Raw genomic sequence first — 13,664 nt, forward strand, 5'->3', positions numbered from 1 at the left:
AATTTCAATACTCTGTTTAAAAGTAGAATGAAAAAATAATTACCCTAATACACCGAGTGGTGCAAACCGTTGATACATCAATGTTTATAGAGGGAGGATAGTTGAACAAGGAATTAGATAATTTGGCTAATATTAGACTTAAGTTAGGGGGAGATAATGTGGATGACAAATTAATGGAAATGCCCTTTCCAGAACTTATCTCAAAATTAGCGATAGCACCTTTATATATTTTAGTGGTAATAGTGGCTATTTTAAATGTAATACTAAATAGAAAAAATAAAGGATGTTTTAATTTTTTCTTGATAATGGGTTCTTGGGTATACATTTGTATATATTTATTAGCACTGTATTTTTTTTTCTTTGGAAAATAAATAGTATACAACTACCATGAAAGTACAAAACAGTGAAAATCTAAAAATGATAATACTAAAGTAGACCCAGCAATTTATATTTTTTAAAACTGAGCCGTAAATTAAACCTCATGTCGCCAATATCAGTATGACCACAAAAACCCTACTTTCATTCTCTGTGGTGCAGCAACTATTTTTCAGCTGCATGGATGGCTAACGGGTGCGTTAGCTGAGGATCAGAGCTGTCTTTAGGGCAGCTTTTTCTTATGCAACTATCGGGCAGGTTAGTTCATTAAGAAATTTAATATATAATAGATAGGCAGCTCTTTCTTTATGCAACTAAAGGGGGAGGTTAGGTTAGTTAAAGAAGATGATAAAATATTATTAGAACAAAATTTACAACGGGGGAAAAATATGAAGTGGAGTTAGGATTAAACCAACAAATAAGATATTCACAGCTTGTTCCGTTTCATTACAGTGGTCATGGTCCTTTCTGGGAAGAACGTGACAAGTTTAATCAGCAATTGAGGCAATTTATTGGTTGATAGTCCTCTTCAGCTAAAGGGGGCATTTAATGGAATAGGACATTATAAACAAAAACTCAGAGATCTTTCACTCTGAGTGTTTTTTTTATGCCAATTGTAATGTTATTTACATTGATAATTCGGTTGCTAAATCTGTTTCGATTTTGCTCTCTAAATGCGTTTTTGTACTTTAAAACCGAACTACTTATTAACTTGTGGAGGTCTTTTTCCTGAGACCTTTTATATGGGGGAAAGTTAATTCGTGAATAAGTTACAAATTTTCTTATCATCTTAAGATATATACAAATTAGAAGAAGGTGTATTATGGCGAAAAATTGTTATCGGTTATTCACCATCATTTCTTTAAGCATGGCGTTATTAATAATGTCATCCTGTAGTCAATTACAACGAAAAGAGGAATACAATAAGAATAAAACTCCTCGTGAAGTTTTAGGTTTCTACACAGAACAGGAAGGAACGTATCCAGGGTCTCAACCTACAGTTAACTCGCAATTCACCAGTTTAAGCATCATTGCACCCTTTTGGTATAAGCTTGATGATAAACGTCCAAGCAGTCTTATAGTTTCCGTTACAGCAGATCATAAGATAAAGGTTATTCAGAGTGCTCATAAAAAACACCTGAAGGTATATATGGTTGTACATAACCTCTTCTATGAAACCGTGGAGAAGGGCAAGCAGGTAGCGAGTAATGTACTCGAAAACGATAAGAACCGCAATGTTTTCATTCAGAACTTACGCAATGAAATGAATCAGTTTAAATATGACGGTATTAATATTGACATGGAAAATTTGTATTTGACTGACCGAGATTCCTTTAGTCTGCTGATAAAAAAATTGTCTGATGCTGTGCATCGTGATGGAAAAGTAGTTACGGTTTCAGTCCCTGCAAACACAGGTGATTCCCGTGCTAATCCCTGGTCACGGTGGTTTGATTACGAAAAGCTTGGTCTATATTCAGATGGGTTAATGATTATGACATACGATGAACACAACCCAAGAACAAAACCCGGGTCAACAGCATCAGTCAATTGGACAGAAGCAACGATTCGTTATGCTTTGAAACATGGCGTACCACCATCAAAAATTTTACTCGGTATCGCTGGGTATGGATGGGACTGGGATACGACAGCAGACAAAGCCTTGTATAGCTCCTACGCACAGTTAATGGATCAGAGAACAAAATATAAAGCTAAAGTTATATGGGAATCCCATTCGCAAACACCTCATTTCAGTTACGTTGATCATAATCATCATAGCCACCAAGTTTGGTTTGAGAATAGCGATAGTCTGCGGTTTAAGTTAAACCTAGTAAAAAAATATAACTTGCGGGGAATCGGGATTTGGCGGCTCGGCTTAGAAGACCCAAAGTTCTGGACCACTATACCCGAGGAAATAAAAGTAAAGAAGTGATGAATGGTCCTCTAAATCCTGAACTTGTTTAATTGTGAAGATTTGTACTTAAAGTAACGGGTGCTTTACTTCATTACCAGGAGCTGATCAGCAGCTCCTATTCTTATGCAACTATCGGGGCAGGATAGTTGAAGATTGCTGTTTGATCTTTATTTAATAATTGGGCCATTTAATTTAATAAGAACTAGGTAAAAGAGGTCTTTTTAATTTGTTCCGAGAATTAGTAAATAGATTAATGCTAGATCAGTAGGAGGAAATGATGAAAAAGCATTAAGAAGTTGCTTCAAAAGCCAATGTTTTGGAAGGAATGGTACTGCCAAGTCCTCACTAATAAAATAAGAGTTATTGATGGCAGTAACTTTATTTTCTAAGTTGATACCCCTTAAATTTGAAATGAAGTACACCACTAGCTAATAAGTAGACTCACAATAACGATCCGGGCTTTTGTGTCACTCGTCGTAAAATATCTAAATACTAGCTAGTATCACAATGAATTAGACCCTAAAAGGGTATCATTAAGTATAGACGTGTCACTTTTGCACATCCAACTTTAAAACCCAGCTACCTTCACAAAAGAAGATTAGCTGGGTTTCGTTATTATTTACGTCCAATCATTAAGCTAGTTCATGCATTCTACAAATTCTGTGATAATGGATGTCAGATTATTAATTTCGAGAATAGTTCAATTTGAGTAAATAGCCGATGAATGAGTCTAAAATTGCCGTTTGTGACTTTCATAATACTTGTGAGCTTGAAAAAGTCTTTGATGACTTTCTTAAATCAGAACAAATGAAATCAAAGGTTAAAAACGACCCATACCACATTACAATATAGTAAAGACAACAAGAAAATAAATGGAATTAGGTAGGACGATACTTTTATACAAGTATCGTCTTTGCCATTGACTATATGGCTTCGACACTTCCAGCTAAGGGGTTCTTTATTTGTATACTCGCGTGCAATAATAAGTTACCCTTTAAATTGTGTCATTCTACAGAGCGATTCTTTAAAAAGGTCAGCTTTTCTTACTAACAGTGCTTTACTTCAATAAGAGAGTTGTTTTCATGCCATTTAGATACATCTGCTAAGATTCCACTAATACGTGTCTCAATTTCTCCACCATTCCTCCATTGAAAGTATATCACTTTAATAGGGGGTGTTTTTCCTTGTCTTATCTAACTAGGTCTCTCCACTGGAACCCCAGTGCTTTTTCTTTATAAGTAAATTGGTTCTTTCGATATGGTTAAAAACCCACTTTCACCATGTATTTGTAAACCTTTTCATATTTTGGCAAGGATAATACCTTTATTTTCCAAGATGATTGTTAAAATCCGAGAGTTCTTCGTACGGAAGGGATAAAGGTTTGACTAATTGTAAGGGCGCAACAATTTGGGTTTTTAAGAGTAAGAATTAAGTTGGATGATATATCACGAGAAATCTGTTGTATAAAAGAAATATTAACGATATAAGATCGATGGATCCGGAGAAAAGAGTCTGGCAACCTTTGTTCGATATTCTTTAGGGTATAAATTGTACTATATTGACCATCCGCAGTATAAAACCATGTCTTCTTTTGATTGCTTTCAATATAAATTATTTGATCAACAGGGATCGGACTCCAAATATCTCCTTGTTTACCAGTTATAAAAGAGAGGGGTGAATGCTTCTTAAGTGAGTACCATGGTGGCAGAATTACTGTTAGTGCCCCGTTAAATCCATCTTGTCCTTCTATGAGATAACCTACACCATAATACGGAATTCCGAATACAGAGTCATCAACCAACGTCTCAACTCGACCCTTCTGGTGGAAAACTCGTTCTGAGATGCTTCCTGAAGGGATTGGTTGTCCGGGGCGAATTTGAATGTCATGAATGCCAGCATAATAATTTATATATCTATTGCCGCTCGCAACGGCTACAGATGCTTCTTTGGGAACCCAGTCCTTAATGAATTGAAGCACTTCGTTTTTCAAGCTTCTACTCCTCTCCATATGTTTGGCATCATTATAACACCAATGTGTTATTTTTTATTTGGTTATTTGTCATTTTTTCTAACTATTTAAATTATTCAATCATAGTATAATTCTGTTTTTATCCACCGTTAACCCTTTTCATCAACATATAGAAAGATTTGTCCGAAAATTATGACATATACAAATAAACTGTTATAAAATTACGATAAATAAACAAACTTTTGTAAAACAGTTGTTTGGAAAGGATGATGTTGGTCTATCAGTTTGGGGATGGACTACACTTTTAATCATCATTTTTAAAGCGCTTTCAAAAGATCCATCTTCGTGATATTCAGGAGAGGCCACAAACATGCAAAGCTCGCGCTTCAAGTGTTTGCCGAGAGAATTCATAAATATATCGGGATGTACGCGATGCAATTAAGAGAATTGATGCGAACATCTTTACGGCAGGTATTGGCGAAAATAGTGACGTCATCCGCTCTCGTGTTTTGGACGGTCTGGAATTTATGGGCGTATATTGGGATCCTGCCCTCAATAAAGTAAACGGCAGCGTGTCGTTCATTAGTTATCAACACTCACCGGTCCAAGTGTTGGTTATACCAACAAATGAATAAATCATAATTGCCAGAGATACGGTTCGCTTAACGCTTCGTGAAAGTCACCTAGTATTATAGACAAAATAATTGCTGTTTATTTAGGGTCATTTTTTCTGTAAATGTTCAGTGTGCTCGTTTTCTATAATACTTGGAATCTAATATTTTTAATAAAGATAAAACTAAGCATGTTGATATAGGGTGTGTTGAAGGCAATGAGCGATGTATCTTAAATTTATACGAGGGGGATTATTATGTTAAAAACGAAGGGTTTAGAGGGAGTAGTCGCAACAACCTCTTCTGTCAGTTCGATTGTTGATGATATGTTAACATATAGAGGCTTTTCGATTGATGATCTAGCCCAATTTGCCGATTTTGAAGAAATTATTTATCTATTGTGGCATAACAAACTCCCTAAATTAGAACAGTTAACTGAATTTCGAAATGAATTAAATGTAAACGCTTCCCTTCCTGAAGAATTAATTGCACAATTGAAATTGTTTCCTACCAAAAATATTCATCCTATGGCGGTCTTAAGGACGTGCGTATCAACACTCGCACTGTATGACGAAGAAGCAGATGAAACCAGTGATCAAGCCAACTATCGTAAAGCTATCCGTTTACAAGCGAAAATACCGGCAATCATAGCAGCTTATGCGCGTATTTGTGAAGGGAAAGAACCGATTCCACCCAAAAGCTCACTAAGTTTTGCTGCCAACTTTCTCTATATGTTAAATGGAGCAATACCCAATTCAAAGTCTGAGGAAGCGTTTAACAAAGCACTCGTTCTACACGCTGACCATGAGTTAAACGCCTCCACCTTTACAGGTCGTGTATGTGTCGCCACGTTGTCTGATATGTATTCAGGGATAACAGCTGCAATCGGTGCGTTGAAAGGACCTCTTCATGGCGGAGCTAATGAGCGTGTGATGAAAATGCTGGCAGAAATTGATGAGATAGATTATATTGAGCCCTACTTGAAACGAGCATTTATCAACAAAGAAAAAATTATGGGCTTCGGCCATCGGGTTTATAAAAATGGCGATCCTCGTGCGAAACATTTGAGAGAAATGTCACGACAATTAGCCGAAGTCACAGGTGAAGACAAGTGGTATAACATGTCAATAATGATGGAAGAAATCATTCGAAGTGAAAAGGGATTGCTGCCGAACGTTGATTTCTATTCAGCATCCGTTTATCACTGCTTAGGGATTAAACATAACCTTTTCACGCCGATTTTCGCGGTGAGCCGCGTATCAGGTTGGATCGCTCATATTTTGGAACAGTATGAGAACAATCGTTTAATTCGCCCCCGCGCTGACTATATCGGACCGAAACACCTAGAATATATTCCAATCGCGGAACGTTAAGGGTACGGGTATTCCATATTTTGCGAGAAACTAGATAACGCCGCCCATCGTTGTTGCGCAGTTTTCACAGGTAAAGAGGCACAACTGTATCTCTTTAACCTCTTGTTTGCAGACCAACCCTGTTGATGGATGACATATGCCATCTTTATAGAATCAGGATTCCCGAAAGAAATTGTAGTTGGCACGTTTCCGTTCGGCACAGGGAGTTAAATTTGTCTGTAAAGGATTTTACAAACTTTGTTATAGAAGGAACCAGATTTTTTTGTAACTCGATGTGGAATTATATACTTATCCAAAAGATAGATAAAACGCATGCAAAATATCTTAAAGTCACGAAATGGGGTAACAAAATGACAAAAAACAGATGGTTAATAGCTTTATCTGCTATCGCTATCCACCTTTCCATTGGTGGGGCATACGCATATAGCGTATACAAGAAACCTTTAGTTGAGACTATGGGGTGGTCAGAAACTCAAGTAACTTTAGCTTTTACAATTATGATGGCACTTGCAGGAACCTCCGCAGCTTTCTTTGGGAAATTTGTTGAAAAGAATGGTCCAAGAAAATCAGCTATGGTTGCAGCTGTATTATTTGGTTTAGGACAAGCCGGTTCCGGTTTGGCTGTTATGATCGATTCACTTCCACTTTACCTACTTACTTATGGATTAATAAGTGGTCTCGGTTTGGGTATAGGATACATCTCACCAGTATCCACTCTAGTCAAATGGTTCCCCGATAGAAGAGGGTTAGCGACAGGTATGGCCGTACTCGGTTTTGGAGCTGGAGCTCTTATTACAGCCCCAGTTGCAGCAAGTCTTATGGAGTCTGTTGGAATTTATTCTACTTATTATATTTTAGGTGCAGGTTATTTCATACTAATGTTTCTAGGTGCTTCTTATATTGCACCTCCAAAAGCGAACTGGATTCCTGAAGGTATGAAAAAAGATATTGAGTCAGGCAAAAAAGAAATTAAGAAAGATTTGAGACAGGTAACTGCAAAAGAAGCGGTTAGAACAAAGCATTTCTGGATGCTGTGGACAATGAAATTAATTAATACTAGTGCTGGAATTATGATGATTTCTGTGGCTTCTCCAATGGCTCAAGACGTAGTTGGCTTGTCAGTCGCTGGGGCTGCTACACTAGTAGGTATCATGGGTATCTTTAATGGTGGAGGCAGACTTGGCTGGGCAGCAGCCTCTGATTATATTGGCCGCCCAAATGTTTTCGTGATTTTCTTTATTATTCAAATCGGAGCGTTCCTTTTACTGCCAACTACAACAAATTCGTTATTGTTCCAAGGGTTTATTTTGTTAGTTGTTAGTTGTTATGGTGGAGGTTTCTCAAATCTCCCTGCATTTGCTGGAGATTTATTTGGAACAAAAGAAATTGGTGCTATCCATGGTTATCTTTTAACAACATGGTCGCTTGGAGGAGTTTGTGGACCAATGCTGGTTACCGCAATTAGAGAAAGTACAAACAGTTATATTCCAGTGTTCTATGTTTTCGCTGGATTAATTGCAATTGCTTTCGTCATTTCCATCTGGCTGCGTTTAGATATCAAAAAAATGCAAAGAGCACAACAAAAAGGAATGAATTTAAGTAAAATTTCATAATTCAGAATAGTATCTCCGACTATTTAGTAGTTAATCTATTCGATAAAGGCATATCAATCAGCCGAGTTCCTTTTAGACAAGCTGTGATAATGCCTTTTTTTCTTGTTATTTGATTTTTGTCCGATACTCACAGGTTCAACCTTACTTTTCAACCTGATTAAGAGACTTTTTTTGATACATATCCGTCGTGTTCCATTTGTTGAAAATGGTGAAATTGTTGGTCTTTGTGCCAAAGGTGATCTTGCAAAGGTCAACATTCATGTCAATGAAGCCGGTGAAGCAAGCAGTTTATCAGTTCCGTATGAATGGCCAATCAGAATTGATTATGCAAACGGCCCTATTTATATTGGTGAACACGATTTATATGAAGAAGAAGAGAATGAAGATTGATATTGAAATTTACGATTGGCATAGTCGAATAGGTTCATATTTTAGTTATTAATATATGTTAAATCGATTTTAGAGTGTTGACCAATAGGGTTAACGCTCTTTTTGTTTACAAAATTAGCTATATAGTGATGTAAGTGGATTTTTCCTTCTTGTTGAACTAACGGGTGCTTTAGTTCATTTAGAAAAAGTAAAAAAAGTCGATTCCTTAACGTAGAGGAGATCGACTTTTTAGCGTATAAAATGGGCAGTATAGCATTGTTGATACCGTTCGTAAAAATTAGACTTTTACGAATTTAAGTCTGATAACAATCCTACTAAATCAGCAATAAAGCTTATTGCTTCAAAGAAATCCATACTTCCCCACCTCCCTTCTTGAAAGGCAGGACAAAGTCAAAAACATGTTCTTGTTGCTCGGTAACTAATTTCCGTAAGAACCAAAATTAGTTACTTTATTTTCTAAGTTAATTTTAGCATAATCTTCATCCCAGCGAATAAGTTCTCATTTGAGATGCCGTGAGATATTTGCTAAAACTCCTTCTACCTCATAGTATCTTTTCGCGTACTGCAATTCAATTGTTGATTCTAATTCTATCGTTACATTAATTGTTTAAATAAAATGATAAGTCTCGGGTGCTTTATCTCTTAGCGACTGATTTTGGTCATTGTTAACATAAAACATCGCATAGCATTCCGCAAAATATTCTTCAGGATATGTCGTGAAATAAGACTGTCCTGGAAACAGTAACATTTACTTCTTTTCCCCATATTCCTAAAAAATTCACGTCATCACGAATGCCGTTGTATACTATTTTATCAATGGAGTGTGCAAGCTCATGCAACTCCAAATTGACAGAACCATGCCCCTTTCCCTTGTCGCTTGCTCCGACAAACTTACCGCCGGCATGGAGAACCGTCATGATAACTACAAAAAAAAAGAAGGCCCAGGGAATTAACCCTAGGCCTTTTTCTTAGTTCTTATTCATATAATACGCAACTTCACACTTTTCATTACAAAACGGGTACTTATCTGAGCATCCACTTGTACCGCAATTTTCACAATTTCTCCATCTAATCATTTCCATTTCCCCACCCCTGGATAAATTATACTAACTCTTCCAGGTTTTTACTACGGCTTATTTCTTAAATGTATGGTGCCCTATAACCATTGTGGTAGGGCGGGAGTCCAGCCACCTAATCTACTGCAGGACGTCCCATTTTTTCATGGATGCCAATTGGAATTCCACGGCCATTATCGACCACGGTTATGCTATTATCTTTTTCAATCGTGACTTTGATTTCATCACAAAAACCTGCTAGCGCTTCATCAATACTATTATCGACAATTTCCCAAACAATAATAAAAACTTCATATTCGCTTAAGAACCATTTTGCCATGCCTCCGCTTTGAATCAAATCAGCTATGGTGAAGTCCTTTTGCAGAGGTGGTACCGATATACATCCCGGGCTTACGAACTGCTTCTAAGCCTTCTAAAACCTGTCAATCCAAAACAATCCTTTGATGGAAATATATAAAAATCACTTAATGTTTAGCTTATTGTATTTTAGTGAAAATATCCTATAAAGCAATAGGCGGTCGACACATTCGTGTATCAGAAAATGGAGATCCTTTGTAGATTTTTTTTATTTCTTCCAAAGAGAGGGGTAATAGATATGCACCAACTTTTTAAGAACCAGAAGGCTAAAAAAAGTGATATGAATAAACAAAGAACCGTAGCAGATTCCGGTATGGTGGCCAGCGCTGTGGATGAAGCAACCCAAGCAGGGGCCAAGGTGCTGGAAGAGGGTGGTAATGCAATGGACGCACTTGTGGCGGTTCAATTCGCATTAAGTGTGGTCGAATTGTTTAATACAGGAATTGGGGCCAGCGGATATATACTTTATTACGATAATAATAAAAAGGAAACAAAGGTCATCAACGGGCATTCTCAAGCACCAAAGGGAATTAAACGGGATATGTTCTTAGATAAGGAGGGGAATATCCTTGAACATTTTCAACGATCCACTCATGCCTCGGCAGTAGCCATTCCGGGTATTATGAAGGCGATGGACCTTGCATTAAGAGAATTCGGGACCATGCCACTAGATAAGCTGATCGAACCTGCTGCCCGGCTCGCAGAGAATGGATTTAGAGTAAATTCGCAGTGGGATGATGCTATACAGACGCTTACACTTCGTATGGGGGATGAAGCGAAAGCATTTTTTGTCCCTGAGGGAATTCCGCGAGTGGAGGGTGAATGGGTAAAGAATCCTAATCTTGCAAAAACGCTGCGCATTCTCCAACGGAAGGGCGTGGATGCTCTGTATCAAGGAGAAATTGGAGAGGCTATTGTGGATACCCTCGAAAAGAAGGGCGGCATGATGACAAAAGAGGACTTGTACGAATATCGAGCGAAAATTGAAGAGCCGATAACAGGTAGATATAAAGAATATGAACTAGCAGTGCCAGCTCCCCCAAATGGAGGGGGACTAAGTTTGATTCAGCTTCTTAAAATTCTAGAAGGTTTTAGGTTAGAACAATACAAGGTGTCTTCATGGGAGAAATACTATTTGCTTGCCGAGGCAATGAGACTTACATTCTCAGACAAGCTCGCTTATATGACCGATCCGGAATTCGGAGACATCCCGATAGAAGGGCTTCTCCATCCTGAATATATAAAAGAAAGACAAAAGATGATTAATTGGAAATCCAGAAACCCTGAAATTGACTCTGGGAATCCTTGGGTGTACCAGGATAGTTCCAACAAAAAGGGTGAGGTAAAGAATTTTAAAACTGGTGGGGAAACGACCCACTTTATAGCGGTTGACAGATGGGGGAATATAGCGGCCTGTACATCTTCAATCGAGCATGTGATGGGTTCGGGAATCATGGTTCCAGGCTATGGTTTTTTGCTAAACAATGATTTGACTGACTTTTATCCCGAGCCAGGGCATATCAATAGCATTGAACCAAAAAAATACCCGGTGAGCGCGAAAACTCCTACTATTGTTTTAAAAGATGGAAATCCTGTGTTAACACTAGGTTCACCGGGAGGACCGACCATAGTTGCCTCAGTTTCTCAGGTTCTCATTAATATTTTTGATTATCAGATGGATATAAAGGATGCAATTGAAGAACCCAGGATTTATAACAGTACTACACCACTTATATGGTGGGAAGAGGGAATCCCCCAAAAGGCTAGAAATAAGCTGACGCAAATGGGGTTTGAATTCCCTGAACTTGCTAAGTCCATAGGAAATGTTCAAGCCATATTAATTGATCAAGAAAACGGAGACATCTATGGTGCGGCAGATTCAAGTAGACCTGGTTCGGCGATAGGGATAAATAAGGATAACCAGTCTATCCATGATGATTGAACTGGGAAAAGTACTGAAACCCTAATTTGCCTAAATTTGAATTCCCTCTTCGGTTGGTACTTATCCTCAAGAAAATTCACGTTTATATTCAGACCGATTGAGGAATGAAACAAATAAGGAATCAAGAAGGAGGCGTTATGTATGGACCAAATGGAAACGTACCTTGAAAACAAAATGCCCGAGATGAACAGTTTATTGAAGGAACTTGTGAACATAGACAGTGGTTCCTATCATAAAGAAGGTGTTGATAAAGTAGGGCATCTTATAAGAAGAAAGTTTGAGGACCTTGGTATGCATGTAAAGGTTCATCGGCAAACTGAATTTGGCGACCACCTCGATATTAAGTACAAGGAAGACAGTGAACCTAAAATTATCATTATTGCCCATATGGATACGGTGTTTCCTGAGGGGGAAGCGGAAAAAAGGCCATATAAGATAATAGGCGATAAAGCATATGGACCAGGTGTGAGTGATGAGAAAGCAAGCCATGTATCTGTACTATATGCATTAAAGGCCTTAAAAGAGAATGGGTCGGAAGCTTATAAAAATGTTCATGTTATTTTTAACAGTGATGAAGAAGTAGGCTCCCGTACATCAAAAGCAATTATTAAAGAGGCCGCTCTGGATAAGGATTTCTCACTTGTAGTTGAATCAGGAAGGCCTAATGATGGGGTTGTTACGGAAAGAAAGGGAATTGGAAGATTCATTTTTGATGTAAAAGGGAAAAGTGCCCATGCCGGTGTTGAGCCAGAAAGAGGGAGAAGTGCAATAGAAGAAATCGCCCATAAGGTAATCAAACTTCAAAAGTTAAACGATTACGAGGAAGGTTTATCGGTGAATGTTGGCTTAATTGAAGGAGGCATCTCTTCAAATACAGTCGCGCCGGAAGCAAAAGCACAGGTTGATGTAAGGGTAAAGAACATGAAACAAGCAGAAGAAATTACGAAAAAAATCACTGAAATAGCTAATGAGGAAAAAGTGACGGGTACAGAGACCGAACTTACCGGAAGAATAGGAAGGCCGCCGATGGAAAAAGTGGAAGGAACAGAAGAACTACTAAATGTCATTAAAGCCGCTGGTGAAGAATTGGGAATGTCCATCAGTGAAGTGAGTACAGGGGGTGGCTCTGACGCTGCCTATACTTCTACTGAAGGAGTACCAACCGTTGATGGGATGGGCCCGCTTGGTGAATTCTCCCATAGTGAAACGGATGAGTACGTAGACTTAAATTCTTTTCCTAAACGTACTGCGCTCCTCGCAAAAACAATAGAGCGATTAAGTGCCACACATTAAGAAGAATCAACCGGGTAAACTTCCACCTGAATCCATGGATGGCATAAGATATTTGGACTACAAAAAAGAAAGTTTGATACAGGATCAAAAGGGGAAGTGGAGAGGTCTTAATATAATCAGCTTGAATGATATGGATAATGACGAGAACCTATTAGCTATATCATTATCGGTTCCCTATATCATCGAAATCGTCCTTTTAAGCCAAACAACCTAAAAGTTAGTTATGGCCCCCTGCTATGGAGTTCCATTTCCTTTCATTAAAGCCAGTTGAATTCGCCTCATTTTGTCCGGAAGAGTTATGCCAGATGAAATATTATTCACCTTTTCACCAAATTCGTATGTCCATTTTTTCCTATCCTAAAAACATTCTACCAAACTTATACAGTTTACTAAGCTAAATACAGGGTAAAACAAATAGTAAGAAGTTAATCTTATTATAAGAGGAGGAGTTATCTATGGCCGACTGGAAAAAGAAATTTATGGCTAGTGGAATGGCATTTGGATTAATTCTTGGGGGGTTAACCGCCTGTGGTGATGGGGTGGACCAAGATAATGGTGTCAATGATGGAGAACAGAAAGACGACGTAGATAATGATAATAAAAACCCAGAAGAGGGAGAAAAATAAAGGAGATGAACAAAAGGGGCTAACTATGACATGAACTGCACCCCAATTGTTAGACAACATCTAACAATTGGAGGTGCAGTTTTTTTGACTAAATATACGATAGACGAAAAATCAAATGCAGTTTTAG

Annotated in this window: 12 protein-coding genes and 3 pseudogenes; 11 read left to right on the top strand and 4 right to left on the bottom strand. The window is 38.0% G+C overall.

The window, feature by feature from the left end:
• The first annotated feature begins 101 nt into the window (after nt 1–101).
• The 3 genes and pseudogenes from V3595_RS28075 (at nt 102) to V3595_RS28085 (ending at nt 2,305) form a co-directional block, all read left to right on the top strand.
• On the top strand, nt 102–371 hold the full coding sequence (locus V3595_RS28075; protein ID WP_485911205.1) for a hypothetical protein: 270 nt from the start codon (nt 102–104) through the stop codon (nt 369–371).
• Between the two features lie 410 nt (nt 372–781).
• Nucleotides 782–895: pseudogene (locus tag V3595_RS28080) on the top strand (alpha/beta fold hydrolase); the annotation flags it as partial.
• 303 nt (nt 896–1,198) lie between these two features.
• The gene (locus V3595_RS28085; RefSeq protein ID WP_485911207.1) at nt 1,199–2,305 is read left to right on the top strand and encodes a glycosyl hydrolase family 18 protein; all 1,107 of its coding nucleotides are present in this window, start codon (nt 1,199–1,201) and stop codon (nt 2,303–2,305) included.
• A 1,324-nt stretch (nt 2,306–3,629) separates the two neighbouring features.
• Here the strand turns inward: V3595_RS28085 and V3595_RS28090 are convergent.
• Entirely contained in the window at nt 3,630–4,277 is a 648-nt protein-coding gene (locus tag V3595_RS28090) for a LytR/AlgR family response regulator transcription factor (RefSeq protein WP_056519948.1), read from the bottom strand.
• Between the two features lie 348 nt (nt 4,278–4,625).
• Here V3595_RS28090 and V3595_RS28095 point away from each other — a divergent pair.
• The 4 genes and pseudogenes from V3595_RS28095 to V3595_RS28110 all read left to right on the top strand — a co-directional run.
• Nucleotides 4,626–4,891 (top strand): annotated as a pseudogene (locus V3595_RS28095) (acetate kinase); the annotation flags it as partial.
• A gap of 233 nt (nt 4,892–5,124) precedes the next feature.
• Entirely contained in the window at nt 5,125–6,240 is a 1,116-nt protein-coding gene (gene citZ / locus V3595_RS28100; protein ID WP_485911210.1) for a citrate synthase, read from the top strand.
• Between the two features lie 350 nt (nt 6,241–6,590).
• Nucleotides 6,591–7,853: an L-lactate MFS transporter gene (locus V3595_RS28105; protein ID WP_230163192.1), complete on the top strand. Its 1,263-nt coding sequence runs from the start codon at nt 6,591–6,593 to the stop codon at nt 7,851–7,853.
• A 171-nt stretch (nt 7,854–8,024) separates the two neighbouring features.
• Entirely contained in the window at nt 8,025–8,243 is a 219-nt protein-coding gene (locus tag V3595_RS28110) for a hypothetical protein (protein ID WP_185151544.1), read from the top strand.
• A gap of 607 nt (nt 8,244–8,850) precedes the next feature.
• Here the strand turns inward: V3595_RS28110 and V3595_RS28115 are convergent.
• From V3595_RS28115 to V3595_RS28125, 3 genes and pseudogenes are all read right to left on the bottom strand, one after another.
• The gene (locus V3595_RS28115; RefSeq protein ID WP_485911212.1) at nt 8,851–8,991 is read right to left on the bottom strand and encodes an anthrax toxin lethal factor-related metalloendopeptidase; all 141 of its coding nucleotides are present in this window, start codon (nt 8,989–8,991) and stop codon (nt 8,851–8,853) included.
• Nucleotides 8,948–9,160 (bottom strand): anthrax toxin lethal factor-related metalloendopeptidase, encoded by a 213-nt coding sequence (locus tag V3595_RS28120; protein WP_485911214.1) that lies wholly within the window; start codon nt 9,158–9,160, stop codon nt 8,948–8,950. The genes V3595_RS28115 and V3595_RS28120 overlap by 44 nt, the downstream gene beginning before the upstream one ends.
• Nucleotides 9,161–9,437: 277 nt before the next feature.
• Nucleotides 9,438–9,741, bottom strand: a pseudogene (locus V3595_RS28125) (ATP-binding protein); the annotation flags it as partial.
• 173 nt (nt 9,742–9,914) lie between these two features.
• Between V3595_RS28125 and ggt the strand changes: the two are divergent.
• The 4 genes from ggt (at nt 9,915) to V3595_RS28145 (ending at nt 13,537) form a co-directional block, all read left to right on the top strand.
• On the top strand, nt 9,915–11,618 hold the full coding sequence (gene ggt / locus V3595_RS28130; protein ID WP_485911216.1) for a gamma-glutamyltransferase: 1,704 nt from the start codon (nt 9,915–9,917) through the stop codon (nt 11,616–11,618).
• A 141-nt stretch (nt 11,619–11,759) separates the two neighbouring features.
• Nucleotides 11,760–12,911, top strand: a complete 1,152-nt coding sequence (locus V3595_RS28135) for a M20 family metallopeptidase (protein ID WP_485911218.1) — start codon at nt 11,760–11,762, stop codon at nt 12,909–12,911.
• A 34-nt stretch (nt 12,912–12,945) separates the two neighbouring features.
• Nucleotides 12,946–13,125, top strand: coding sequence for a hypothetical protein (locus V3595_RS28140; protein WP_485911220.1), 180 nt, complete (start codon nt 12,946–12,948; stop codon nt 13,123–13,125).
• A 241-nt stretch (nt 13,126–13,366) separates the two neighbouring features.
• Nucleotides 13,367–13,537 carry a hypothetical protein gene (locus tag V3595_RS28145; RefSeq protein ID WP_485911222.1) on the top strand — a complete coding sequence of 57 codons (171 nt, stop codon included), beginning with the start codon at nt 13,367–13,369 and terminating at the stop codon, nt 13,535–13,537.
• The last annotated feature ends 127 nt before the right edge of the window (nt 13,538–13,664 follow it).

This window comes from Bacillus sp. CFBP9009 (assembly GCF_036541465.1).
Lineage (GTDB): Bacteria > Bacillota > Bacilli > Bacillales > DSM-1321 > Peribacillus.

Bases quoted from the DNA above. Each gene is read 5' to 3' on its own strand.
- V3595_RS28085 (WP_485911207.1), top strand. From the start codon at position 1,199: ATGGCGAAAAATTGTTATCGGTTATTCACCATCATTTCTTTAAGCATG.
- citZ (WP_485911210.1), top strand. From the start codon at position 5,125: ATGTTAAAAACGAAGGGTTTAGAGGGAGTAGTCGCAACAACCTCTTCT.
- V3595_RS28105 (WP_230163192.1), top strand. From the start codon at position 6,591: ATGACAAAAAACAGATGGTTAATAGCTTTATCTGCTATCGCTATCCAC.
- V3595_RS28115 (WP_485911212.1), bottom strand. From the start codon at position 8,991: ATGTTACTGTTTCCAGGACAGTCTTATTTCACGACATATCCTGAAGAA.
- V3595_RS28120 (WP_485911214.1), bottom strand. From the start codon at position 9,160: ATGACGGTTCTCCATGCCGGCGGTAAGTTTGTCGGAGCAAGCGACAAG.
- ggt (WP_485911216.1), top strand. From the start codon at position 9,915: ATGCACCAACTTTTTAAGAACCAGAAGGCTAAAAAAAGTGATATGAAT.
- V3595_RS28135 (WP_485911218.1), top strand. From the start codon at position 11,760: ATGGACCAAATGGAAACGTACCTTGAAAACAAAATGCCCGAGATGAAC.
- V3595_RS28140 (WP_485911220.1), top strand. From the start codon at position 12,946: ATGGATGGCATAAGATATTTGGACTACAAAAAAGAAAGTTTGATACAG.
- V3595_RS28145 (WP_485911222.1), top strand. From the start codon at position 13,367: ATGGCCGACTGGAAAAAGAAATTTATGGCTAGTGGAATGGCATTTGGA.